Source organism: Mesorhizobium sp. AR07, assembly GCF_024746815.1.
GTDB lineage: Bacteria > Pseudomonadota > Alphaproteobacteria > Rhizobiales > Rhizobiaceae > Mesorhizobium.
This window is the reverse complement of record NZ_CP080527.1, coordinates 165,935-188,217: the sequence shown is the minus strand read 5'-3', so window position 1 is coordinate 188,217 and position 22,283 is coordinate 165,935. Positions and strand designations below refer to the sequence as shown.

Here is a 22,283-nt window from a genome sequence, read left to right as displayed (position 1 = left end):
TCCTTTCTTGAGTGCGTCACGGCTTCGACCGCTGCAACTTTCTAGCCAAGGCGCGGGCTAGCGATTTGCGCTGGCGCAGCTGGTGCGCGAAATATAGCTGGGCCGCCTGGCGGCCGCCGTGGAGTCATGAGGCAGCGAGGAGCTAAGTTTGCCGCTTGACCGCTCGGTTATCGCGCGACTGTCGCTGTTCGGGGGCCTAAACTCCGCGGAACTCGACAGCGTTCTCAAGACCCCCGGTCCGTACGGTTTGCGAAGGAGTCGCCGATCTTCGAGCCGGAGTCCGAGGCGCGCTCAGTCTATGTGGTGCTTACAGGGCATGTTCGCGTCGTGCGGATCGCACCCGACGGCCGTCATGTCATCGCCCACTACATTAGCGAAGACGCATATCCGCCGTCGCCGCGGCGCCCAGCAGACCGACTTATCCAGCGAGCGCAATTGCCGCGGTCGACTGCGTGGTCTCGGTTTGGCCGAACGCCGTTTGGCCGGATTTGTCGCCACGTTTCCCTGGCCTTGCCGCGGGATCAATCAAATCCGAGCAGGGCTGAGGAAGTTGCCCCATCGCATCGTGACGAATGTCAGGGAAGCTTCCCCTACTGGATGGCGAGGCTAGTGATGCGAGCCGGCCAGCGCGCTGCCCGAGCGCGATGCGAGAGTCGGGAACATCGGTACGGTGAGCACACCGGCCCGGGAAGGTAGAGCACCGCAGGTCTATGGCGCATGGTGATGACACCGCCGCGCCAACAGCGCCGATCTGCGATGCCGGCGTGCCGGCCTCGATCCGTCAGTAAGCATTGGTCGCCGCGCCCATTTTTTTCGGATCAGGTTCCAACCGGTCTGCACTACCCCCCCACTTTTACGGTGATCGTGCAGCTCTGATTTTTCTTCGCCTTGGCGGCCGCCTTCAAACACTCAAACGTCTCTGCGTCTCGCTTGCCTCACTCAAAATCCAGTCGCGAAAGCTCTTAGCCTTCGCAATACGCGCTTTTTCGGTGGGGGCGATGGCGTAATACCCATCTTGGGTAGGCACGGAATTGTCGATCGCGATGACTATTTTTCCCGACGCCAAGGCGTCGTTTGCGGAAACGTCGCGTACTACTGCGAGACCTTGACCCGTGCCGGCAGCTTGATGATGTGGACGCCCCTGCACCGACCGGCAGCCGCTATGCTGCTGACCGGACACGAAGCAGGAAGAGGAGCGTTTACGATGACGATTACGACGATTGGGCTGGATTTGGCGAAGAGCGTGTTTCAAGCGCACGGCGTTGATGAGAGCGGCGCGACGATTTTGGTGAAGCGTCTGCACCGCAAACAGATGTTGCCGTTCTTCTCGAAGCTTTCGCCCTGTCTTATCGGGGTGGAGGCGTGCGGAACGGCGCATTACTGGGCTCGCACCCTCGCCGCCATGGGGCACGAGGTTCGGCTCATCCCACCGTCTTACGTGAAGGCCTATGTCAAGCGCGGCAAGAGCGATGCACTCGACGCCGAAGCGATCTGCGAAGCCGTACAGCGTCCGACGATGCGGTTCGTGCCGGTGAAGACGGTCGAGCAGCAGAGCGTTCTCATGGCCCATCGCGCCCGGTCGTTGCTCGTTCGACAACGCACCATGATCGCCAATGCCTTGCGCGCACATCTAGCCGAACTCGGTCTTATCGCCAATCCCGGCATCGCCAATCTGGCGAAGCTGGCCGAACAAGCACTGTCCGACGATGACGCTTTGCCAGCTTATGCCCGCACTTCTCTGGGGATTCTTGTCCGCCAGATCATGGCGCTCAACGATGAGGTCGCGGCGCTGGATCGGCAGCTCATCGCCTGGCACACCGAAAGCGAGGCCAGTCGCCGGCTCGCCGGGATCCCCGGCCTCGGCGTGATCACGGCCACGGCTCTCGCTGCCACCGTCACCGATCCCGATCAGTTCCGATCGGGCAGGCAGTTCGCTGCCTGGCTCGGCCTGACGCCGCAGCAGCATTCCACCGGCGGCAAGACCCGGCTCGGCGGCATCTCCAAGCAGGGAGACCGGTACTTGCGCCGCTTGCTCGTCGTCGGCGCCACCGCCGTAATCCGCCACATAAAGGACAAGCCAACGCCCATGGCGAACTGGATCAGAAAGCTAATGGAGAAAAAGCCGTTCAGGCTCGTCTCCGTCGCGCTGGCCAACAAGCTCGCCCGGATCGCATGGGTCGTGCTGACACGAAAGGAAACCTACCGGCCCTATGAACTGACAGCTTGAGCACAGGCCCAGGCAATCCGAATTGGTAACGGCAGTCGATGATGTGTAACGATCGAGCCAATGGTGAAACCAACCCGTCTGATTCAATGCGCTTTATAAGCGCGCCAACTTGATCAGGGACCTCACCGGCGGATTTCCATCATGGCCAGCGGCAATCACAGCGCCGCACAAACAGGCCGGACATATGAAAGCAACCGATCACACCCGTCCCGATAAAAAGCCCTTGCCATAGGGGCGTCCACATATGAATCAGCAATGTGTCGTCGGGATAGCTTGGCCCTTTCATGGTGCCTTTGGGCAGCCTCAGCAGGCGGCGCGCCGGCTGTCACAATTCCGAAACCGTCGGCTGGCGAGGTTTTTGTCGGCGCGGGAAAGGCCCACACCGATCGCAGTTTGCCGGCTTCAAGCTGGCCATCGCAAAGCAACCCAACCCCAATTGGGGCTCTTTCGATTCAACCGTGCAACATGCAGCCACATCGTGCCCGGCGTCATTCGAGGGCGATTTGAATTGGCGCAGCCTTAACCGCCGGCTTTCTTCGCTGACCAGTGAACCGGTCGAAGATCAGGTAGATGACCGGTGTCGTGAACAGGGTCAGTATCTGCGAGATTACCAGTCCGCCGACGATCGCTATTCCCAGAGGCACGCGAAGTTCGGCGCCGGGTCCATGGCCTAGCGCCAGCGGCAAGGTGCCAAGCAGCGCGGCCAGTGTCGTCATCATGATCGGCCGGAAGCGCATCAGACATGCCTGCCGGATCGATTCGGTCGGACTGAGTCCCTCCTCGCGCTCCGCCTCCAGCGCGAAGTCGATCATCATGATCGCATTCTTCTTGACGATGCCGATCAACAGGATGATGCCGATCATGCCCATGATCGACAGGTCCTGCCCGAACAGCAGCAGCGCCAGCAAGGCGCCAAGCCCCGCCGACGGCAGCGTCGAAATGATGGTCAACGGGTGGATCGCGCTCTCGTAGAGGACACCGAGCACGATATAGACGGCGATCACCGCCGCCAGGATCAACCAGGGCTGGCTGGCCAGCGAATCCTGGAAGGCCTGCGCGGTGCCCTGGAAGGAACCGGTGACGCTGACCGGCATTCCAGCATTGATCTCGGCGGCGTGGATCGCCGTCACCGCATCGCTGAGCGACACGCCGGGCGCCAGGTTGAACGACAGCGTCGTCGCCGGTAGCGAGCCCTGGTGGTTCACCGTCACCGGCAGGACGCCGTTCTTCACACTCGCCAGCATGCTCAACGGGATCAGCTTCTGCGTTGTTGAGGAGCGGACATACAGGCGGCTCAGCGCATCCGTGTTGAGCTGGAAGCTCGGATCGAGCTCCAGCACCACATGGTACTGGCTGACCTGCGTGAACAGCGTGGCGACCTGCCGCTGGCCGAAGGCGTCATAGAGGACGTCGTCGATCGCCTGCACGCTGACGCCGAGCCGCGCCGCCGTCGGGCGGTCGATATCGAGCGTCGCGCTGGTCGCCGCCGGCCGCGCGTCCGACGACACGTCGAGCAGGCCAGGCAGCGCCGCAATCGCCTTTTTCATGGTCGCCGCCCATTTGTCGAGCTCGGCGGTGTCGCCGCTTTGCAGCGTGTATTGGTATTGCGCCGCGCCCTGGCGCCCACCGATCTGGATGTCCTGGCGGATCAGCATGTTCAGCGTCAGGCCCTCGATGTTGGCCGCGGCCGACTTGAGTCGTGCCATCACCTGCCTGGCGCTGGCCTTGCGTTGTCCAAAAGGCTTGAGGTTGACCTGGATCTGTCCAACGCTGACCGACGGGCTGGGGTTGATCCAGAAGCCGACGTTGTCGACATCGGGATCCTTCTGCACGATGGCGCCGAGCTGTTGCATCTTCGTCGACATCGCCTCGAAGGAAATGTCGGTGGCCGCCTGTGCCTGCCCCTGGATGTATCCAGTATCCTGCTCGGGCAGGAATCCCTTCGGTGTGATCGTGTAGAGCCACAGCGTCAGCGCCAGCGTGCCCACCGTGACCAGCAGCATCAGTGCGCGATGCGCCAGCACGACGTCCAGGCAACGCGCATAGCCGTTGGTCACGGCCTGGAATCCCCGCTCCGACCATCGATAGAACGGTCCATGCTGCCGGTCGTGGTCAGGTTTGATCAGCCAGGCGCACAGCATCGGCGTCACGGTCAGCGAAACCAGGCCCGATATCAGGATGGCGATGCTAACCGTCACCGCGAATTCGCGGAACAGGCGGCCGACCACACCCCTCATCAACAGGATGGGGATGAAGACGGCAATCAGTGAGATGGTCATCGAGATGATGGTGAAGGTTACCTCGCGTGCGCCGTCTATCGCCGCCGTGATCTTCGACTTGCCCATTTCGAGATGGCGGGTGATGTTCTCGATGACGACGATGGCGTCGTCGACCACGAAACCCACCGCGATGACCAGGCCCATCAGCGAGAGGTTGTCCAGGCTGTAGCCGAGCAGATACATCACGCAGAACGTGCCGAACAGCGACAGCGGAATCGTGATGCTCGGAATCACCGTCGCCCAGAAATTGCGCAGGAACACAAAGATCACGCCGACCACCAGCGCGATGGTAATGAGCATCGTGTATTGCACATCGGCGAGGGATGCCTGGATGATCTGGGTGCGGTCGCCCACCACCGTCAGCTTGACCGATGCCGGCAGGCTTTGTGACAGCGCCGGCAGTCGGTCCTTGATCGACTGGATGGTGCTCAGCACATTGAAGCCGGCCTGCTTGTGGATATCGATCATTACCGAGCGCGTGCCCTGCAGCCAGGCCGCCTGGTGCGTATCCTGGGGCGCGGTGAGTACCGTGCCGAGGTCGCCAAGCAGGATCGGTGCGCCGTTGCGATAGGCCACCACCATTCCCTGATAGGCCGGCACATCGACAAGCTGATCGGTGGCGCCGAGCACGACGGTGCGCCCATCGCCGCTGAGCGAGCCTTTGGGCGCATTGACCGTCTGCTGGCCGATGACGGTGCGCACGTCCTCCAGCGTCAGGCCGCGCGCGGCGACCTTGTCAGGATCTAGCCGGATGCGCACTGATGGGCGTTGCGGCCCGTGAAAGTCGACGAGGCCAACGCCCGTCATCTGCGACAGCTGCTGGGCGATGACGTCCTCGGCATAGTGGTCGAGCTCGGTCGTCGCCATGATGTCGGAACTCAGCGAAAGCGTCAGCAGCGTCGCCTCCGCCGGATTGACCTTGTGGTATGTCGGCGGGCTGGTCATGCTCTTGGGCAGCAAGCCGCTGGTCGCCGAGATCGCCGCTTGCACATCCTGCGCTGCGGCATTGATGTCGCGCGTCAGGTCGAACTGCATGACGATCGTGGTGCGGCCCGACGCACTGGACGATGTCATCTGGGTCACGCCGGAAACGCTCGACAGCGAGTTTTCCAGCGGTGTCGCAACCGTGTTCGCCATCGTGTCGGCGCTGGCGCCCGGAACTTGCGCCTCAACCTCGATCGTCGGGAAGTCGATCTGCGGCAACGGCGCCACCGGCAGGCTAAAATAAGCCACCGCGCCCAGCATCAGGACGCCGAGCGCCAGCAGGCAGGTGCCGACACGGCGCCGGATGAAGAGTTCCGAGATGCTCATCATTTCGTCTCCAGCGCCACCTTCTGGGACGGGTCGTCGGCCTGCGTCACCTTCACGCTCGTCCCCTCGGTCAGGCGGGACTGGCCCGACACCACAATGTTGTCGCCGGCCACCGCGCCGGAGGTCAGCATGGTGACGTCGCCGACCACATCGCCTGTGGTCACCTTGGCGATGGTAACGGTGTTGTCCGGCTTGACGACGAAGACATAGGGGCCGCTCTGGCCGCTCTGCACCGCGGCGGAAGGCAGCACGACGGCGTTATGCTCGGTACGCACACCGACCTGAACCGTCACCAGTGCCCCCGGCCAGAGCGCCTTGTCGTTGTTGTCGAATTCAGCTTTCAGCTTGATCATGCCGGTCGTCGCGTCGATCTGGCTGTCGATGGCCGTCAGCCTGCCGTCAGCGATCTTCGTGGAACCGTCCCTAGTGTCGGCGGCAACCGGAATCAAGCCAGCGGACTGACCGGACTGAAGGTCGGGCAACTGGTCCTGGGGCAGCGAGAACTGCACGGAGATCGGTTGCATCTGGGTGATGGTGACGATACCCACGGCATCATTGGCATGCACCAGCGACCCTTCATTGGCCTGCTTCAGGCCTACACGCCCGGAGATCGGCGCGGTGATCGTAGCATAGTCGAGATTGAGCTTGGCGGTATCGACCGCGGCCTGATCGCCATCAACCGTCGCCTGCATGACCGCAACCTGGGCGCGGGCCGTATCGGCCGCCTGCGTGGTGCCGGCCCCGGACTGGGTGAGCTTCGTCGCCCGCGCTTCATCGGCGCGCGCATTGGCGAGCTGCGCGACATCCTTCTGCAAAGTGGCCTGCGCCTGCGCGAGCAGCGCGGCATAGGCCCGCGGATCGATCTGGGCAAGGATATCGCCCGCCTTCACCTCCTGTCCCTCGCTGAAGAAGATGCGCTGTATCTGTCCGTCGACCCTGGCCTTGACGTCGACCTGGTTCAGCGGAAGCACGGTGCCGAGCCCGGTGCGCGCGATCGGCAGGTCGCGTACAGAGGCAATGGCGGCGGTGACCGGAATCGGCGCGGCGGCGATCTTGGCAAGCGGCGCGGTGTCCCCCTGGCGAAGCGTCAGGGCTCCGGCACCCGCCGCCACGATGAGGATGGCGCCGATCGCCAGCCACCGTACAGTACCGGAAGTGGAAGCCAGACTGCCCGTCGTCCGACTGTCTGTCGGCAGGCCGGCATCCGTCTGGTTGTCTTGGTTTTCAGGGTCGTCGCGCACAGGGGTCTCCATGGGTTCGGCTGCCGTTGCGGCGAAGAGGCGGATGGCATTCTCTGTTTCGAGGACGTGCCCGTATCAAATGCGGGGAGCAACACTTCGAACTGGAGAGAATTTTCGGGCCGATGTTCCGCTTCTCGACAGGCAGCGCAGCGCAAATGCTGCATTGCACAATCACCATGGGGTCGCGTTCATGTCGGGCCGTTCGCCCGAACATGAAATATCGTTCAGGTAGGAAAATACGCTAGGGCCGCTGCGGACTGAGAACGTAGCCCGAGCCCTGCACCGTGTGGATCAGCGGGGCGGCGAACCCCTCATCCACCTTGCCGCGCAAGCGGTGGATATGCATGTCGACGACGTTGCCGCGCGGTTCGAAATCATAGGGCCATGCCGTTTCGAGCAGCATCGAACGCGTCACGATCTGGCCGGCGTGGCGCATCAGCAGCTCCAGCAACAGGAATTCCCGGTACTGGAGATCGATGTGGCGTGCGCCGCGCACCGCGCGCCGGCCAAGCAGATCAAGCTCCAGCTCGCCGACCTTCAGCACCGCCTGCCGCCGTGTCGGCTGGACGCGCCTTGCCAGCGCGTCGAGCCGCGCCAGGATCTCCGCGAAGGCATAGGGCTTGGCGATGTAGTCGTCGCATCCCGCCTGCAAGCCTTCGATCCTGTCTTGCGTGCTGGCGCGGGCGCTCAACATCAACGCCGGCACCTGGTTGCCGTGGGCCCGGATGCCTTTGACCAATTCGATGCCGTCCATCTGCGGAAGCATCCTGTCGAGGACCAGAACGTCGTAGATGTCTTCCAGCGCCATGGCCAGGCCCGTGGCGCCGTCGCGGGCGCGGTCGACGACATGGCCGGCTTCCGAAAGACCGCGCTTCAGGTAACTCGCCGTCTTTTCATCGTCTTCGACAATCAGGATACGCATCGGACCGCCATTCTCGCCGCCGGAAGATTAACCCGCTCTCATGATATGGCGAAATTGCCGGATCACAGGATCTGTATGGAGAAACCGAGTTTCGCAGGATCAGGCTGACGCCAAACGCACCCATCTCCCGCAAAACATAGGAGCGAGAGGCCACCATGACCAGATTTGTTCAGTTTCGCCAAGGCTCGCCAGTTCGCCGCCGCTGTGGAGCTTCCGCTGGGCTTTCCGGAAGCAAACATGAATCCGATTTAATGTTGGCGCGAAACCGATCTAGGTCGGATGCGTCTAAAGGAATACAGGAATACCAAATGCAAGCAGCGGCATGATCTTGCCCGGCGTCGGAGTGCAGTGTGACAACCATACTGGTGATAGAGGACGATGTGCAGACCTCGCGCGAGATCGAGGCGGCGCTTGTCGACTATGGATATGAGACACGGACAGCTTTCACCGGTCGTGATGGTCTGGTGAAAGCGATCAGCGATCCCTACGATGCCATCGTTCTCGATCGCATGCTGCCAGGCGACCTCGACGGACTGGGCGTCCTGGCGGCGCTGCGTGCAGCCGGCATCCATGCGCCGGTGCTGATCCTCAGCGCCTTGACGGCCGTCGACGAACGCGTTCGCGGACTGAAGGCCGGCGGCGATGACTATTTGACCAAGCCTTTCGATTTCCTTGAGCTGACGGCAAGGCTGGATGTCCTGCTTCGCCGGCGCAATGCACCGATAACCGAATCCGTGCTGCGGGCCGGCCCGCTGGAGGTGGACCTTCTGACGCACACCGTTCGCCGTCACGGCCAGCTCGTCGACCTGTTGCCGAGGGAATACCGGCTCCTGGAATATCTTGTCCGCAATGCCGGACAGGTGGTGACGCGCACCATGTTGTTCGAGGAGATATGGCACTACCGCTACGACGAGCCAACCAATCTCATCGATGTGCATGTCAGCAAGCTGCGGCGCAAGATCGACACGGCCGGCGAGCCGTCGGTCATCCAGACGGTGCGCGGCTCGGGTTACGTCCTCAATGCGGCTGGTTGAGCTCTCCAGGACAACCAGCTTCAGGCTAGCGATCGCGTTCCTGGCTTTGTTCGGCCTGGCGTCGCTGACACTTTTCGCCTTCATCTCATGGGAGGTGAAAGGCTTTCTCTCGAACAGGGTCGACGAATGGGTGCAGCGCGAGGGCAAGGTGCTATCGCGTCTGGATGCGACCGCGCTGGCACAGAGGCTGGATAACCGCCAGCGCGACGACGCCACCACCGAGCGGCCGATTACCCTTTACGATGCGACCGGCAAGGTCCTCGCCGGCAACCCGCTACCCTTCCCCGCCGGACATGACAATGCCACCGCCCCGTTCGAGTTCGGCCACGGAAGCCATCTTCCCATGGCGCCCTTTCGCGGGCTGACCTGGCGATTGCCGACAGGCCAAACCCTACTAGTTGCGCAAAGCGTCGACGAATTGAACGAATTCGGCGACGTCCTGCTCGGCGCAATGTTGCTCGCCGGCGGCGTGACGACGGTTCTGGATTGGTTGGAGCGATCCTGATCGGCGCCGGTGCCGTCCGGCAACTGGACGACATCACCAAGGCGACCCGCAGCATCGTCAAGGGCGACCTCTCCGGCCGCCTGCCGACGCGAGGCAGCGGAGACGTGGGGCGGCTTGTCGCCGTGGTCAACGAGATGTTGGACGAATTGCAGCGGCTGATGAACGAGGTGAAAGGCGTCTGCGACAACATCGCCCATGAAATGCGCACGCCGCTGACCCGCCTGCTTGCCGGTCTCGACCGTTCGCGAAGACGGTCGTCATCCACTGCCGACTATGCCGAAAGCGTCGACGAGGCGATTGCCGAAACGCAAGGCATCTTGAAGACCTTCGGCGCGCTGTTGCGCATTTCCGAAATCGAGGACGGCGCGCGGCGGGCCGGTTTCATCGACGTCGACCTTGGCGCCATCGTCACCGATGCCGTCGAGTTCTACGAGCCGCTGGCCGAGGACAAGAACATCACGCTCAGATCCTATTTCGAGGGCGAGCCCGCCAGACCCTCGCGCGGTGACCCGAGCCTGCTCTTCGAGGCTTTCGCCAACCTGATCGACAATGCGATTAAATTCACGCCGGCAGGCGGCTCCGTCGAGGTCCGGTTTGCCCGCAGCGGCGCGGCCGACATCGTCTCTGTCAGCGACACCGGCCCCGGTATTTCCGAGGCCGACCGAACCATAGTTCTGAAGCGGTTCTACCGCGCGGAGCCGAGCCGTCACGAACCCGGCAACGGCCTCGGCCTCAGTCTGGTGGCGGCGATCGCGCGCTTACATGACATGGATATGGTGATCGAAGGACCACCCGGTTGCCGGATAGCCTTGACCCGCAACCGATCCGAGACGCTGTCGCACATAGTCGAGAATTGAGAGCCTGCTTCGCTGAGCGCTGTAGCGCATCCAAAAACAGCCGGTTGTTCGGTTGCCGAACCAGGACGTAGTGACGCGATTTCGGCCCCCGTTTCAGCGATCTTTTCGTGCAGATGGTCGGCGTGGCGTCGCGGTACCGTGACCGGGCTGATCGATACCAAGCGAATTGCGCATCAGGATCCATTAGGTCCTTTCGTTGTCCCAATGGCATACCCCAGGTCCTGTCGCAGATGACGGGGCTCGAACAGAAGGCATCGGGCGGGCGCTGGGGACCGGCTCGAGCTGCAGCGTGTGCTCGATCACTTGCGCGATGGCATACGGTCGTCGTCTGGAAACTGGATCGTCTGTCGCGTTCGCTAAAAGACCCCGTTCATCTGATGGACAAGATCACAAGTGAAGGTGCCGGGTTCTGGTCACTCAGCGGGGCGATCGACACGACCGCAGGTCGCATGATGACGCAGATGGTCGGCTCCTTCACGGAATTCGAACGTGCCATGATCCGGGAAAGGACCACGACCGCTCTCGCCAAGGCACGAGCCGAAGGCAGGATCGGGGGACGGCGCAGTCGATCCGAAAAAACGCCTGGAAATCGCCGAAAGTGTCTTGTCGGGCCGCAAAAGCTGCGCCGAAATGGCTAGACTTTACGACGTGAGCGGACCGACTGTCTCACGTATCGTCGCCGAACACCGCCATAAACTGGAGATCCTCCATGCCGACCAGTCATGACCTCAAGGGTCTGATGAAATTCCTCGCCCGCGATGAATGGCGCAAGTATTTCGAGGAGGTGTTTGAGGATCATTTCGGGCCGGCCCTCGATGCAGGAGACATGGAATTCGAGGACGTCGCCGAAATCCTCGGCGACGATTGGGCCATGACGCTGTGGGGCTGCGCCTTCGAGGATTTCCTGACCCAGGACTTCGAGGTCCAGGGCGGCAACATTGTCGATGTATATCTCAAGCGTCGCGGCTGGAAGGAAACCGCCCAATCGAAGGCCTATATCAAAGCGCTGCGAACCTCCATCATGAGCTTGTACGAAGTCAGCGAGGTGGTCCCGGGGAAGTCGCTCATGGCGCGCGACCTTATTCGCGGCGGCGAGCCGATCGCCGTTAGCGAGGGGACGGCCACGAAAACGCTGAAGCAGTGGGACAGGATCGCCGCTCGCATCGTGCCCGTGGTGGGTAAGAATGTCTTTGCAGGGGGATTGTTACCGTTCACACCGCAGGCCGCCGACGCGCTGTTCGATGGCCTGCGCCGGCTGTTCGGCAAAAAGAATGCGAAGAAGCTGCCGGCCATCAGCGATGAAGACCTGCAGGCAGCGGCCTCTATGTTCACTCTTTCATGGCTGTTCGACACGTTTGAGCGGACGATGGGGATGCCGTCAGTCCAGAATGCGGACGGTGACGATCTCGTATTCCACGATGTCAGGTTTCCGCTGGCAGCAGGGGTAGCGCAGAAGGACATTGCCTTGCAGATGAACGCCATTCCCGGCATGTCGCAGGAAAACGCAAAATCCTGGAACTGGCTAGAAGAGAAATCCAAGGGGAGACTCGGCGGCACGCTTTCTCTCGACACCACGATGGATAACGGTTCTCGCGTGCTGGGAAATGTCGAGATGAAGGGACGCTTCCTGCACCTGGCGACAAATTCAGCAGAGCGCGCGGAGAAGGGAGCAGCCCTGATCCGGCAAGCTCTGGGTGATCTCGTCCGAACGCCCCTCACCGAAATCCGCACCGTTGAGCAGATGATGGCTGATCCTCCTTCCCGCATTCAGGCACGCGCCACATCCGATATACCGCCCGAAATCGCCGAGCAGGTCGTCCATCAGTTCCTGGACCGCCAATATCGTGATACCCTTGATCAGCCGGTCGGCATGCTCGGCAACAAGACGCCACGTCAGGCTGCAAAATCAGCAGCCGGCCGCCAAAAAGTCGCCGAGTGGCTCAAATATCTCGAAAACCAGTCCTCAAGGCAACCCGATCCGGTGGACCCGATGGCCACATATAGTTTCGAATGGATGTGGCACGAACTTGGCGTCTTCGATCTTCGCCAGTAACCGCTACTCTATATCTGTGTCCCGTAATGTACTGAGGCCCATGCGTAGTCAAAGACAAGCGGATAAGCAGTTCGGCCGACCCAAATGAGCTTCGGCCGTTCCCGCGTAGCCGTCTCGCGCTCGCGGTCATAGTCATTGCTGCGTCTTTTCGTGCATCCCATAGGAGACGCACTGATGATCGGTCCCGAAAAGTTGATGCCCAACCGTGAGTCAGATGGCCCCCTTCCGGAATGGGCAAGCCCATGACCTCGTCACCGGGGCTCAAAAGCGCGATAGACAGCCTGAGGCGGGCGAGCCTGAAATCTGTGACGGCTCTCACTTCTATGCGGTCGGGCAGATAAAGCCGCCCGACCAATTGAACAGCACCGGCATCAGGTCCCTAATAGACGAGATACTGAGCTTCGGTCTCGGTTGCCTTAAGCAATCAGGCAGCCTTGCGTTCCTTCAACGCTTTCTCAAAGGCATCCCTGATCGGCTTGGACATGTCCTCGCTAGCCCTCATCATCACGACCTGGAGGCCCTTGGCCTGCTCTGCGGACTTTTCGACCTGTTTGCGCAGGAAAGCGGTCTGCAGTTCGATGAACTCGGACGGCGACTTCACGGCAACTAGTGCTTCAAGGTGCGTGAAGCCGGCTTCGGCATTGGCTCGCAGAGCGTCAAGCATCTTCAGGGACACCTCGTTGCCGGTGGTCTTGGCCGTTTCAAAGGTCGACTGAAAAGCCCTTTGTGTCGTTTCGGCGTCCGAACTCAATTTGGAAAATGCCTGCTTCGACTGCTCAAGGCCCTGGTCGACAACAGCGTGAACTTGCTCGGTAGCCTTGGATGGGTCGAAGGCAGGGAATTCGACGTTTTCGATCGTTTCGGTCTTGCCGGGGAGCTTGGACATTTTTTCCATCCTGTTCCAGGGCGGCCTCAAAACAAAGCCGTCCCCTTCACGTACGGAGTCGTCGCAACGGATTTATGAAGCCCACATGAATTTTGCGAGCGGGCTGCGCCGGCGTTGCGCCAATAGGGGTCGCCAATGAAGGCTGCCGGCAGGCTCAGGGCTTTTAATCAGCCGACCTATTACAGCACGCGAAGCTCGGAGCTTTTTTATATTATTCGCGCTTCCTTCCACATCGCTCGGTGTTACGGTGTTTCGGACGCTCGACCGATACAGCTGGCCTTCTCTTTAAGTCACTAGAAGGCGCCACGGGCACCTTCCGGCGCGCTTGCGGTGGCGCCATGTCGCGTTCGTCAATTCAACGTCGTGACGCCGGCTGCCCGGAACGTTGGCAGCGCCTGCGGAAAGACCAACACCGCCGCGCCGTCAACCAGCAAAGCCAATGCATGAAGGTATCCCGACACCATATGGGATCAGGCATTGTTTGTTAGTTGACGTCGAATCTGCCGATCACCAAGGTGCTTATCGCTCCCTGTGGTCCTGCATGCTGCCTCAACGCCAGAAGCGCCTTGTGTTGACAAAGGCGTCGTGCGCTTCCGCGGCGCCCACAAGAAACTTGGCCTTGTCTTCGGCGCTGAAGAGATCCTTCGCACCAGCCACGTCCGAAAGCTCCAGGCCTGCCAGCATATCGGGGGCGGTGGCGAGATCGTTGAGGCCACCGAGCTGATCCTGCAGGTCCTCCATCACCATGATGAACCGTCGATGGCGTTTGGCTTCCGCCTTGCTCTGGTAAAGCGGCTCGAAGAACTCCGCCGCGTAGCGCAGTTTCTTTGCCGCGATGCGCACTTTATGGCGGGTTTCGTCATCGGCATCGATGAGATTGTTGCCGCCCTTCGCCACCTTTTTCCAAAGTTTATCAAATACACCGGAGGCGAAATCCCTTGACGACTGCTCGTATAACATTTCGTCCGATTGGGTTCGCCAGTCCCTGACGGAAATCCACTCGGCGGCATCGATCAGCAAGGAGCGGGCGCGCACCGAGGAGAGCGATGCTTCGACCGCCGCATAGGCGTCGTCGCGCGCGTCTTGAAGACGGCTTGAAAGAGCCTCGCTCGAAGCGCGGTCGATCATCACGTCGATATTGCGCGCATCGCCAAATTCCGAGGCGAGCCATGTCAATTCTTCTCGCAGGTGGTCGAAACGGCTGTCGTCGAACAGCGACTTGCAGATCGAGCAAAGGGAGCGCAGCCGTCGCAGCGACACGCGAGCCTGATGCACGGCCTCGGCATCGCGGGGCCAGGCCAGCGCCGTTTCATTGAGGCGAAACTGTCTGAGACAGGCCGCGGCGATGTGCGCGAAAGCCGTTGCCGCGCTCGTCTTGGACGTGAGCGGGGTCGAAGCCGCTTTCACAGCACCGGGCGCCGAGCCAAGCAGACGATAGCCCCGTTCCGCTTTGCTCAGCACCCCGAGATGCGCCGGCGTGATCAGGGCGACTTTCCGGGCGAGGGCATACAGCGCTGTCGGTGGGCCCGCCTTCTTCTCCAACTCGATCTCGCAGAGCGGGGCCTCGCGATCGGCTGCAACGACCTTGCCAAGATCCAAAGCGACTTCGATCGTGGCGTCGCCATCCATCACATTCCAACGATGCCGTTTGACGTGAACCTCGAACAGGGGCGCCACTTTTGGGCCAGCCCCTGCAAGCAGGTCTCGGATCTGCGGATCGTCAAGTATCGGTGTATCGCCGGCGACCGGTCGCTCCCATTGCTCGCGTGTGAACGATCCGACCTCGGCGCCATCGCCGGCTCTGACGGTTTGTATCCGTTCATTTCCCGATTGCCGAATGCGAAGCGACAGGCCGCGCTTGGACAGATCCCATCCGGGGGTGTCGAAATAGATGGATCTCTGCTGAAGAATGGTGGGCGAGGATCCGAACGGATTTTTCTTCAGGAGCGACCCCGCACCCGACCGCGAAAGCTCGAGCTTCAGTTCCGTTTCCTGCATGATGATGTCCTCGGCGCAGCGTCGCTTCACGGCAATCGAAGGAACGCCAACCCGCATGGTGCGTCACGAGACTGTCACAATCAACCGCCCGCCTCGACCAAAAGCGGCCGGACCTCAAGCCGGCAGACAATCCGCGAGCCGGAACCACACTTCTCAGTCCTCGTTCATCCGATGAAGCAGGAAAGGACACAGAGATGGCTACCAAAGAAAAGAAGGAGGCGAGCCGCGTGGTGGCTCATCGAGCGCGGACATGACTTTAAGCCATGTCGGCGGTCAGGCGCTGCGGCGAGCTTCGGCGTCAGCATCGTTTCCAATCCGCGACACGCCAAGCCAGGATAACACCTCGTCGCGAAGCCGAATGAAATTCGGATCGGAGCGGTCGCGCGACACTGTGTCGGTCACTGGCAGAATCGTGGCGATCCGCCCAGGTTGGGGATGCATGATGACGATCCGATCTCCGAGATAGACTGCTTCATCGACGTCGTGCGTGACGAGCACGGCGGTCGTGCTCTCATGCCGGACGATCCTTTGAAGCTCGTCCTGCAAGCGCAGCCGGGTCAGCGCGTCGAGGGCTCCCAGAGGCTCGTCGAGGAGCAGAAAGCGCGGCTTGGTAACAAGCGCGCGGGCGATCGCCACACGTTGCGCCATGCCGCCCGACAATTGGGCGGGATACGCTTTGGCGAATTGATCGAGGCCGACGAGATGCAGATGGTCGCGAACCAGTTCGCTACGTTCGGCAGCGCTTAATCGGCTTTGACGCAGCGCAGCCGCGACATTAGCCTCGACATTGAGCCAGGGCAAAAGCCTGTGCTCCTGGAAAACGATCGAGCGGTCGAGACCCGGCCGTTCCACCCTGCGCCCATCGACCCGGATGTCGCCGTCATAGTCAGTGTCGAGGCCAAGCACGAGCCGCAGCAAGGTGGATTTGCCGCAACCGGAGGATCCCACGATGCTGACGAACTCGCCCTCGTCGACTGCAAGATGAATATGGGATAGAGCCTGGACCTGATGGCCGGCGACACTGAACCTCTTGCTGACGTCAATAATCTCCAAAGCGTGGCTTTGCCCACGTCCCCGCTCAGAAATGGCGACAGGGCCGCTCATGGGTTCCTCCAGTGCAGAAAGCGGTGCTCCAGGGAGCCGGCGATGACATTGAAGACCACGCCGACGCCACCGAGGAGGAGTACGTACAGCAGCAATAGATCCATGTGGAACAGCTGCTGGCCCTCGTTCATGCGCCCGCCGATACCTGGTGCGATGTTGAGCAGAAGCTCGGCCCCCACCGTCGCGGTCCAGGCGTAGATCAAAGCGGCATGAAGGCCCGTGAAGATTTGCGGCAGCGCACCCGGAATGGCGATGATCCGGGCGAAGTCGAACCAGCCGAAGGTCAGCACGTCGGCAAGCTCGCGATAGCTGCGCGGGATGCCGGACACGCCCTGCCACGTGTTGATCAAGGTCGGCTGGAACGCTGCCAGCGCGATGAAGACGACCTTTCCGGTCTCGCCTCCGCCGAACCACATCGAGATGAGGGGCACCCAAGCGAAGAGGGCGATCTGGCGGTGTACCAGCAGCACCGGCCCGAGCAGGCGTTCGACGAGGCGGGAAAATCCGATCGCCAGACCAAGCACGATCCCGGCCACACTGCCACACGCGAAACCGATCAGGTCGCGCTCCAGGCTCGCCAGTAGATTGAAGCCGAGGCCACCGTGGCTGAACTCTGCAACGCCGCGGGCCACCACCTCTTCCAGTGGCGGTAGAAAACGCGGGTCAGCAGCACCGGCATGGGCGAGCAACTCCCAAATCGCGAGCAGCGCAATCGGCACCGCAAGCGGCCGCAAATGTCGGCCGGTGAGGCGGAAGGGCGGCGGTGCGATCGGTGCGCTGTGCGACAGCCGCTCCCGACCCGCCATCGTGATCAGGCTCATCGTGGGATCTCCGGACGCCAGCGTTGCAGATGGTTTTCGGCAAGCGTGAGCAGGCCATGGATCACCAATCCGATCAGGCCGACCACGATCATGGCCGAAAGAACGAGTTCCAATTGAAAGAGCTGACGGCCATAGGCCATCAGGTAGCCGAGCCCTTCGAATGATGCGATGAGTTCTACCGCAACCAGGGTCTGCCAGCCGTTGGCAAGGCCTTCTCGCAGCCCTGTGAAGATCGACGGGACGGCGGAGGGCAGCACGATCGTCGTGAGTTTCGACCAGCGGCTGAACGAAAGCACACGGCCAAGCTCCACATAAGCTTCCGGAACGTCGCGCACGCCTTGGGACGTATTCAGTACGACTGGAATGAAGGCCGACCATCCGATGACGATGACCTTCAAGCCTTCGTCGATGCCGACGATCAGAATGACGATCGGCATCCAGCCGAGGGTCGGGACTTGGCTGAGGGCGAGGAATAGCGGATCGACGAATTCGCGAAGGGTCTTCGACAGGCCAACTGCCGTGCCGAAGACGAGGCCCACCAGCGCACCGGCGCCAAATCCCTCCGCAACGCGCTCAAGGCTCGTCACCGTGCTGGAGAGCAGCGAGCCGTCCTGGATGCCGTCCAACAAAGTGTCGAACACGATCCACGGCGGCGGCAGGATCTGCTCCGGCAATTGGCCCAGCAGAGCGGCGACAGTCCAGACCGTCAGAAGCCCTAGCGGCACCACGAGGCCGAGAACCAGGATGCCGGCGGCCGGGAGAATGCGCCGGCGAGTGGGGGCAGCACCGGCGGTGCTGTCCCCATGGCCGGTCTGGGCCGCGGCTTGGCCACTGCTCATCTTAGTTGCTCGCCGCTTTGGTGTGTTCGACCTCGCCCGCGGTCACTTTCTGGCCCTTCGCGTCAAAGGTGGACCAGTAGTTCTCGAGCTTGAGGTCCAGCAGGGCCTGCTTGAGGTACTTGGTCTCGAACCAGCTGTCGATATCGACGTCCTTCTTGATCAGGCCATAGGCTTTGGCGCGCTCGGCCTGGTCCTTGTAGCGCGCGATGATGAAGTCATCGACGACAGGCGACAGGCGATGGGCCAGGGGTTCGTCCTTGAAATCGGCCTCGAAGCTTTCGACCGGCAGGCCGGCCTTCGACCAGAGCTCGAAGACTGCCTGGCGATTGGCCTCGTCTGAGCCGAAGCGCGCGGCCTTGACGAAGGCGCGCACGACCTTGGCCGTGAATTCCGGGTGGGCCTTCTCGAACTCCGCGGTGACGAGGAGCCCGGCGTTGCGGCCAAGCGTCGGGTCGTCGTTCTTGGTCGAGTAGATGATCTTGACCGCGCCGCGTTTGGCGAGGTCGAGATATTCCGAGCCGCCGAAGGAAGCCTCGACATTGCCCGACACGAGCGCGGCCGTGGCGGCATTCGAGTCGAGGCTGACGAAGCGGATGTCCTTTTCGGTGAGGCCGTGCTTCTCGAGAACGCGGTCGGTGGCGATCTGCAAATTGGTGCCGCGGAACTGCGCCACCTTATGGCCCTTCAGGTCCTCCACGGTCTTGAGCTGCGAATCCGGGGGTACCGCGAGATAGAGTGCATCATGGCTGCCGGCCGAGGCCAGATATTTCGTCTGCAGGCCGCGCGAGCGGCCGACGATCGAAGGCAGATCGCCGAGGCCGGCGGCGAAATCGAGCTGTCCAGCGGCGAGCGACTCGTTGAGGGCCGGGCCGGCGCCGCGGAAGAAAGTCCAGGAAACCTTGACGTCTGGAACGTCCTTGAACTCGGCCTCGACAAGCTGCTGCACGTTGGCCACGGCGATGTAGTCGCCATAGGCATAGGGCCGGTCGTCGATGCCGGTTCCGGGATAGCCGATGCGGATGAGGGTCTCGGCCGACGCGGGAGCGGTGGCGAGAAGGCCGCCAATCAGGGCAGCAATATGCGCGAATTTCATGAGTGAGAATCCTGGCTTGAGGGAAGGGTCAGGCGGCGCGGGTGACGGCGTCGCGAACTAGCTTCTTGCGGGTGACGCTGTGGCGGCCGTCGACGCTCACGGGGACGTCGCCGTCGAGAGTGGTGCGGCGCACGACACGGGCGCGGTCGCCATAGTCGTTGACGGCGTAATGCTGGGTGGCACGGTTGTCCCAAATGGCGACGTCGTTCGCTCGCCAGCGCCAGCGCACCGTGTTTTCAATCCGCAGGACATGAGACTGGAGGAGGGCGTAGAGCTGCTCGGAATCGCTTTTCGAATAGCCGACGAAGCGCTGCACGAAGGAGCCGAGTATGAGCGAGCGCTCCCCGGTCTCCGGATGGACCCGCACCACGGGATGGTCGGTCTCGTAGACGGTGGAAGCAAAAACCTCTTCATAGTGGCGGCGATCGACCTCGGTGGCGTGCGGGCGCTGTGCGGCATAGTCATAGGCATTGCTATGGGTCGCCCACAGCTGTTCGGCGGTCGCCTTGAGCGCCGGTGGCAGGCTCTCGTAGGCCGCCACTGTGTTGGACCAAACCGTATCGCCGCCGACCTCGGGAATGGTCACGCCGCGCAGGATTGAAATCTTGGGATAGGCATCGACGAAGGTGACGTCGGTGTGCCAGGCATCGGCGCGGCCACCTCGTGACGCGTCAAGTTCGAGGATCGACGTCGTGCCGTTGCGTACATGCTCGGTCGGATGTGGAACGAGATTGCCGAGGCGCTTGGAAAAGCGCTCCTGCTCGGCATCGGTCAGCTGATCCTGGTCGCGGAAGAAGATCACCTTGTGCTGCAGTAGAGCGGCATTGACGGCTGCTATCGTCTCGTCGGAAAGGTCGCCCGAAAGCTTGATGCCGGCGATCTCGGCACCGATCCGGCCGGCGACCGGTTTGATCGTCAGCGAGGATGCGTATGCGGTGGCTTGGGTTGATGTGGTCATGTCGGTCTGCTCCTTGGTTGGACCGCCGGCGTGGCTCGGCCCTTTGCCGGGTTGGTTGACTGGGAATGGATTACTCGGCCGCCTGGCTGCCGGGCTCGCGGTGAGGGGCACGATGAGCGGGATGCTTCAACCCGAGGTTCTCGCGCAGGGTACGGCCCTCATATTCGGTGCGGAACAGGCCGCGGCGGCGCAGCTCGGGGATGACCAGCTCGATGAAATCGTCGAGCCCGCCGGGCACGGTCGGCGGCATGATGTTGAACCCGTCGGCGCCGCCCTTGTTGAACCGCTCTTCGAGCTCGTTCGCGATGGTCTCAGCCGTCCCGACAAGCTGCCAATGGCCGCGTGCCCCGGCGATGGTCTCGTAGAGCTGACGGATGGTGAGATTTTCTCGCCGGGCGAGATCGATGATCAATTGCTGGCGGCTTTTGCCGCGCTCGGTCTCGGTCAGGTCCGGCAGCGGACCGTCGAGGGGATAGGCGGAAAGATCGACACCGCCGGAGAGGTTCGACAGGAGCTCCAGCCCAACGTCGGGATGGATCAGCGACTGGATCTCCTCGAACTTTTCGCGCGCCTCGGCTTCGGTTCGCCCCACCACCGGAAAGACACCCGGCATGATCTTCAAATCATCGGGATGGCGGCCATACTTCTCAAGGCGTCCCTTGAGGTCGGCATAGAAGCTCTGAGCCTCCTGGAGCGTCCGCTGGGCGGTGAAGACAACCTCGGCTGTACGGGCCGCCAGCTCCTTGCCCGCCTCCGAGGAGCCCGCCTGGACGACGATCGGGTGACCCTGTGGCGAGCGTGAGACCGTCAGCGGTCCGCGCACCCGGAAATGCCGTCCGCGATGCCGGAGGATATGCAGTTTCTCCGGGTCGAAGAACAGGCCGCTATCCTTGTCGCGCAGGAAGGCATCATCCTCCCAGCTGTTCCATAGGCCGAGCACGACATCAGCAAACTCTTCCGCCCTTGAATAGCGGTCCTGATGGGCGAACTGGCTGATGTTGCCGAAATTCTCCAATTCGAGCGGATTGGACGAGGTCACGAGGTTCCAGCCGGCCCTGCCGGCGCTGATCTGATCGAGCGAGGCGAATTTGCGGGCCAAGTTGAACGGCTCATTGAACGTGGTGGAGGCTGTTGCTACCAGGCCGATGCGCTCCGTCACAACCGCAAGCGCTGACAGGAGCGTCAAAGGCTCGAAGCCGACGGCCCATTCGTCAGTCCGGGAGAGGGATTTGAGATTATCCGTATGGGCCGCGACCCCGTCAGCCAGAAAGATCAGGTCAAATTTCGCACGTTCTGCCGCCTGGGCGAATGCGATGCGCTGCCTGAGGCTCGTCGTTGCATCCGCGGCGGTGTCCGGGTGGCGCCATGCCGCCACATGGTGGCCAGCTGGATACATAAAGGCGCCAAGCCGTAGCTTTCCAACTTTGCTCACCTTCAGTCTCCTTTTTCAGTCAACATGGAAATTCACGATGAGGACGGCGCTTTCCGGAGTGTGCGATCCGTCAGGATTTCGGCAGCTTTGCTGTCGGCCAACAAGTTGCCAGCGTCGTCATTTCCGCCCGCACAATGCTTAGGCGGCCAGGCTAATGCTGCCCGTCTCTCCAACCAGCCGACACGCTTCGATTACGGCTTGTTCCGTGCGGTTGCGGATGGCTTCGGATATGATAGCGCCATCGGCGAAGTCCCGGTCGGAGGCATAGATACCTGTCGGGATGGTCAACGCCTCGAAGAAGCCAAAGAGCGGCCGAAGCTGATGTTCCACGACGAGGGAATGACGTTCGCCGCCCCCAGTCGCCGCAAGGATGATTGGCTTTCCCTTAAGCGAGGTCGGCTCCAGCAGATCGAAGAAATGCTTGAATAGCCCGGTGTAGCTGCCTTTGAACGTCGGCGAGCCGACCACCAGGACGGTGGCGCTCGACAATTGCTCGACGATGTTTCGGGCCGATGGGTCAAGGTCGCTAAGCCGTCTGGCCTGTGCGAAGGAGGGGCCGAAATCCTCGATATCGAAGGTTGCCGAATATGCGCCAATCTTCTTCGCTACCTGCCCGACTATGTGGTCGACGAACGCCCTCGTCTTCGAAGGACGAGTAAGATTGCCCGACACCCCTATCGCGAACTTTTTCGACATTACCTGGCTCCTCAAAGCGATCAGCGC

19 protein-coding genes and 1 pseudogene are annotated in these 22,283 nt (G+C 61.8%); 7 read left to right on the top strand and 13 right to left on the bottom strand.

Annotated features, from left to right (window positions below; genetic code table 11):
- The first annotated feature begins 300 nt into the window (after window positions 1-300).
- Both BPNPMPFG_RS35395 and BPNPMPFG_RS35390 read left to right on the top strand, forming a co-directional pair.
- Window positions 301-696 (top strand): hypothetical protein, encoded by a 396-nt coding sequence (locus BPNPMPFG_RS35395; protein WP_258597738.1) that lies wholly within the window; start codon window positions 301-303, stop codon window positions 694-696.
- Between the two features lie 508 nt (window positions 697-1,204).
- Window positions 1,205-2,227: an IS110 family RNA-guided transposase gene (locus tag BPNPMPFG_RS35390; protein ID WP_258597736.1), complete on the top strand. Its 1,023-nt coding sequence runs from the start codon at window positions 1,205-1,207 to the stop codon at window positions 2,225-2,227.
- 488 nt (window positions 2,228-2,715) lie between these two features.
- Here BPNPMPFG_RS35390 and BPNPMPFG_RS35385 read toward each other — a convergent pair whose 3' ends face one another.
- The 3 genes from BPNPMPFG_RS35385 to BPNPMPFG_RS35375 form a co-directional block, all read right to left on the bottom strand.
- A complete protein-coding gene (locus BPNPMPFG_RS35385; RefSeq protein WP_258598208.1) occupies window positions 2,716-5,817 on the bottom strand; it encodes an efflux RND transporter permease subunit in 3,102 nt (1,033 codons plus the stop codon).
- A complete protein-coding gene (locus BPNPMPFG_RS35380) occupies window positions 5,817-7,058 on the bottom strand; it encodes an efflux RND transporter periplasmic adaptor subunit (protein WP_258597734.1) in 1,242 nt (413 codons plus the stop codon). Before BPNPMPFG_RS35380 ends, BPNPMPFG_RS35385 begins: the two co-directional genes overlap by 1 nt.
- A 241-nt stretch (window positions 7,059-7,299) precedes the next feature.
- Entirely contained in the window at window positions 7,300-7,980 is a 681-nt protein-coding gene (locus BPNPMPFG_RS35375) for a response regulator transcription factor (protein WP_258597725.1), read from the bottom strand.
- A gap of 350 nt (window positions 7,981-8,330) precedes the next feature.
- Between BPNPMPFG_RS35375 and BPNPMPFG_RS35370 the strand changes: the two genes are divergently transcribed.
- The 5 genes from BPNPMPFG_RS35370 (at window position 8,331) to BPNPMPFG_RS35350 (ending at window position 12,429) form a co-directional block, all read left to right on the top strand.
- Window positions 8,331-9,014 (top strand): response regulator transcription factor, encoded by a 684-nt coding sequence (locus tag BPNPMPFG_RS35370; protein ID WP_258589733.1) that lies wholly within the window; start codon window positions 8,331-8,333, stop codon window positions 9,012-9,014.
- A gap of 46 nt (window positions 9,015-9,060) precedes the next feature.
- Window positions 9,061-9,519 carry a hypothetical protein gene (locus BPNPMPFG_RS35365; RefSeq protein WP_258597721.1) on the top strand — a complete coding sequence of 153 codons (459 nt, stop codon included), beginning with the start codon at window positions 9,061-9,063 and terminating at the stop codon, window positions 9,517-9,519.
- Window positions 9,501-10,376: a sensor histidine kinase gene (locus BPNPMPFG_RS35360; RefSeq protein ID WP_258597719.1), complete on the top strand. Its 876-nt coding sequence runs from the start codon at window positions 9,501-9,503 to the stop codon at window positions 10,374-10,376. The genes BPNPMPFG_RS35365 and BPNPMPFG_RS35360 overlap by 19 nt, the downstream gene beginning before the upstream one ends.
- A gap of 113 nt (window positions 10,377-10,489) precedes the next feature.
- Window positions 10,490-11,014: a recombinase family protein gene (locus BPNPMPFG_RS43320; protein WP_413776915.1), complete on the top strand. Its 525-nt coding sequence runs from the start codon at window positions 10,490-10,492 to the stop codon at window positions 11,012-11,014.
- Window positions 11,015-11,085: 71 nt separating this feature from the next.
- Window positions 11,086-12,429 carry a DUF7986 domain-containing protein gene (locus BPNPMPFG_RS35350; protein ID WP_258597717.1) on the top strand — a complete coding sequence of 448 codons (1,344 nt, stop codon included), beginning with the start codon at window positions 11,086-11,088 and terminating at the stop codon, window positions 12,427-12,429.
- Between the two features lie 41 nt (window positions 12,430-12,470).
- Here BPNPMPFG_RS35350 and glyA read toward each other — a convergent pair.
- The 10 genes and pseudogenes from glyA to msuE all read right to left on the bottom strand — a co-directional run.
- A pseudogene (gene glyA / locus BPNPMPFG_RS35345) lies at window positions 12,471-12,700 on the bottom strand (serine hydroxymethyltransferase); the annotation flags it as partial.
- A gap of 153 nt (window positions 12,701-12,853) precedes the next feature.
- Window positions 12,854-13,315, bottom strand: coding sequence for a phasin (locus BPNPMPFG_RS35340; RefSeq protein ID WP_183454834.1), 462 nt, complete (start codon window positions 13,313-13,315; stop codon window positions 12,854-12,856).
- Between the two features lie 549 nt (window positions 13,316-13,864).
- Entirely contained in the window at window positions 13,865-15,313 is a 1,449-nt protein-coding gene (locus BPNPMPFG_RS35335; protein ID WP_258598192.1) for a CYTH and CHAD domain-containing protein, read from the bottom strand.
- A 273-nt stretch (window positions 15,314-15,586) separates the two neighbouring features.
- Complete coding sequence (locus BPNPMPFG_RS35330; protein WP_258598190.1) at window positions 15,587-16,417, bottom strand: ABC transporter ATP-binding protein; 831 nt, start codon at window positions 16,415-16,417, stop codon at window positions 15,587-15,589.
- A complete protein-coding gene (locus BPNPMPFG_RS35325) occupies window positions 16,414-17,238 on the bottom strand; it encodes an ABC transporter permease (protein WP_258598189.1) in 825 nt (274 codons plus the stop codon). The genes BPNPMPFG_RS35330 and BPNPMPFG_RS35325 overlap by 4 nt, the downstream gene beginning before the upstream one ends.
- Window positions 17,235-17,912, bottom strand: coding sequence for an ABC transporter permease (locus tag BPNPMPFG_RS35320; protein ID WP_258598188.1), 678 nt, complete (start codon window positions 17,910-17,912; stop codon window positions 17,235-17,237). Before BPNPMPFG_RS35320 ends, BPNPMPFG_RS35325 begins: the two co-directional genes overlap by 4 nt.
- Before the next feature lie 166 nt (window positions 17,913-18,078).
- Window positions 18,079-19,170: an ABC transporter substrate-binding protein gene (locus BPNPMPFG_RS35315; RefSeq protein ID WP_258598187.1), complete on the bottom strand. Its 1,092-nt coding sequence runs from the start codon at window positions 19,168-19,170 to the stop codon at window positions 18,079-18,081.
- Between the two features lie 28 nt (window positions 19,171-19,198).
- Complete coding sequence (locus tag BPNPMPFG_RS35310; RefSeq protein WP_258598186.1) at window positions 19,199-20,128, bottom strand: TauD/TfdA dioxygenase family protein; 930 nt, start codon at window positions 20,126-20,128, stop codon at window positions 19,199-19,201.
- 70 nt (window positions 20,129-20,198) lie between these two features.
- On the bottom strand, window positions 20,199-21,524 hold the full coding sequence (locus tag BPNPMPFG_RS35305; protein WP_258598207.1) for an LLM class flavin-dependent oxidoreductase: 1,326 nt from the start codon (window positions 21,522-21,524) through the stop codon (window positions 20,199-20,201).
- A 174-nt stretch (window positions 21,525-21,698) separates the two neighbouring features.
- Window positions 21,699-22,256: an FMN reductase gene (gene msuE, locus BPNPMPFG_RS35300; protein ID WP_258598185.1), complete on the bottom strand. Its 558-nt coding sequence runs from the start codon at window positions 22,254-22,256 to the stop codon at window positions 21,699-21,701.
- Window positions 22,257-22,283: the final 27 nt, after the last annotated feature.

Excerpts from the sequence above, each read along its gene's own strand:
- BPNPMPFG_RS35310 (WP_258598186.1), bottom strand. The coding sequence starts at position 20,128 with ATGACCACATCAACCCAAGCCACCGCATACGCATCCTCGCTGACGATC.
- BPNPMPFG_RS35335 (WP_258598192.1), bottom strand. The coding sequence starts at position 15,313 with ATGCAGGAAACGGAACTGAAGCTCGAGCTTTCGCGGTCGGGTGCGGGG.
- BPNPMPFG_RS35375 (WP_258597725.1), bottom strand. The coding sequence starts at position 7,980 with ATGCGTATCCTGATTGTCGAAGACGATGAAAAGACGGCGAGTTACCTG.
- BPNPMPFG_RS35340 (WP_183454834.1), bottom strand. The coding sequence starts at position 13,315 with ATGTCCAAGCTCCCCGGCAAGACCGAAACGATCGAAAACGTCGAATTC.
- BPNPMPFG_RS35315 (WP_258598187.1), bottom strand. The coding sequence starts at position 19,170 with ATGAAATTCGCGCATATTGCTGCCCTGATTGGCGGCCTTCTCGCCACC.
- BPNPMPFG_RS35305 (WP_258598207.1), bottom strand. The coding sequence starts at position 21,524 with ATGTATCCAGCTGGCCACCATGTGGCGGCATGGCGCCACCCGGACACC.
- BPNPMPFG_RS35390 (WP_258597736.1), top strand. The coding sequence starts at position 1,205 with ATGACGATTACGACGATTGGGCTGGATTTGGCGAAGAGCGTGTTTCAA.
- msuE (WP_258598185.1), bottom strand. The coding sequence starts at position 22,256 with ATGTCGAAAAAGTTCGCGATAGGGGTGTCGGGCAATCTTACTCGTCCT.
- BPNPMPFG_RS43320 (WP_413776915.1), top strand. The coding sequence starts at position 10,490 with ATGGTCGGCGTGGCGTCGCGGTACCGTGACCGGGCTGATCGATACCAA.
- BPNPMPFG_RS35330 (WP_258598190.1), bottom strand. The coding sequence starts at position 16,417 with ATGAGCGGCCCTGTCGCCATTTCTGAGCGGGGACGTGGGCAAAGCCAC.
- BPNPMPFG_RS35350 (WP_258597717.1), top strand. The coding sequence starts at position 11,086 with ATGCCGACCAGTCATGACCTCAAGGGTCTGATGAAATTCCTCGCCCGC.
- BPNPMPFG_RS35325 (WP_258598189.1), bottom strand. The coding sequence starts at position 17,238 with ATGAGCCTGATCACGATGGCGGGTCGGGAGCGGCTGTCGCACAGCGCA.
- BPNPMPFG_RS35385 (WP_258598208.1), bottom strand. The coding sequence starts at position 5,817 with ATGAGCATCTCGGAACTCTTCATCCGGCGCCGTGTCGGCACCTGCCTG.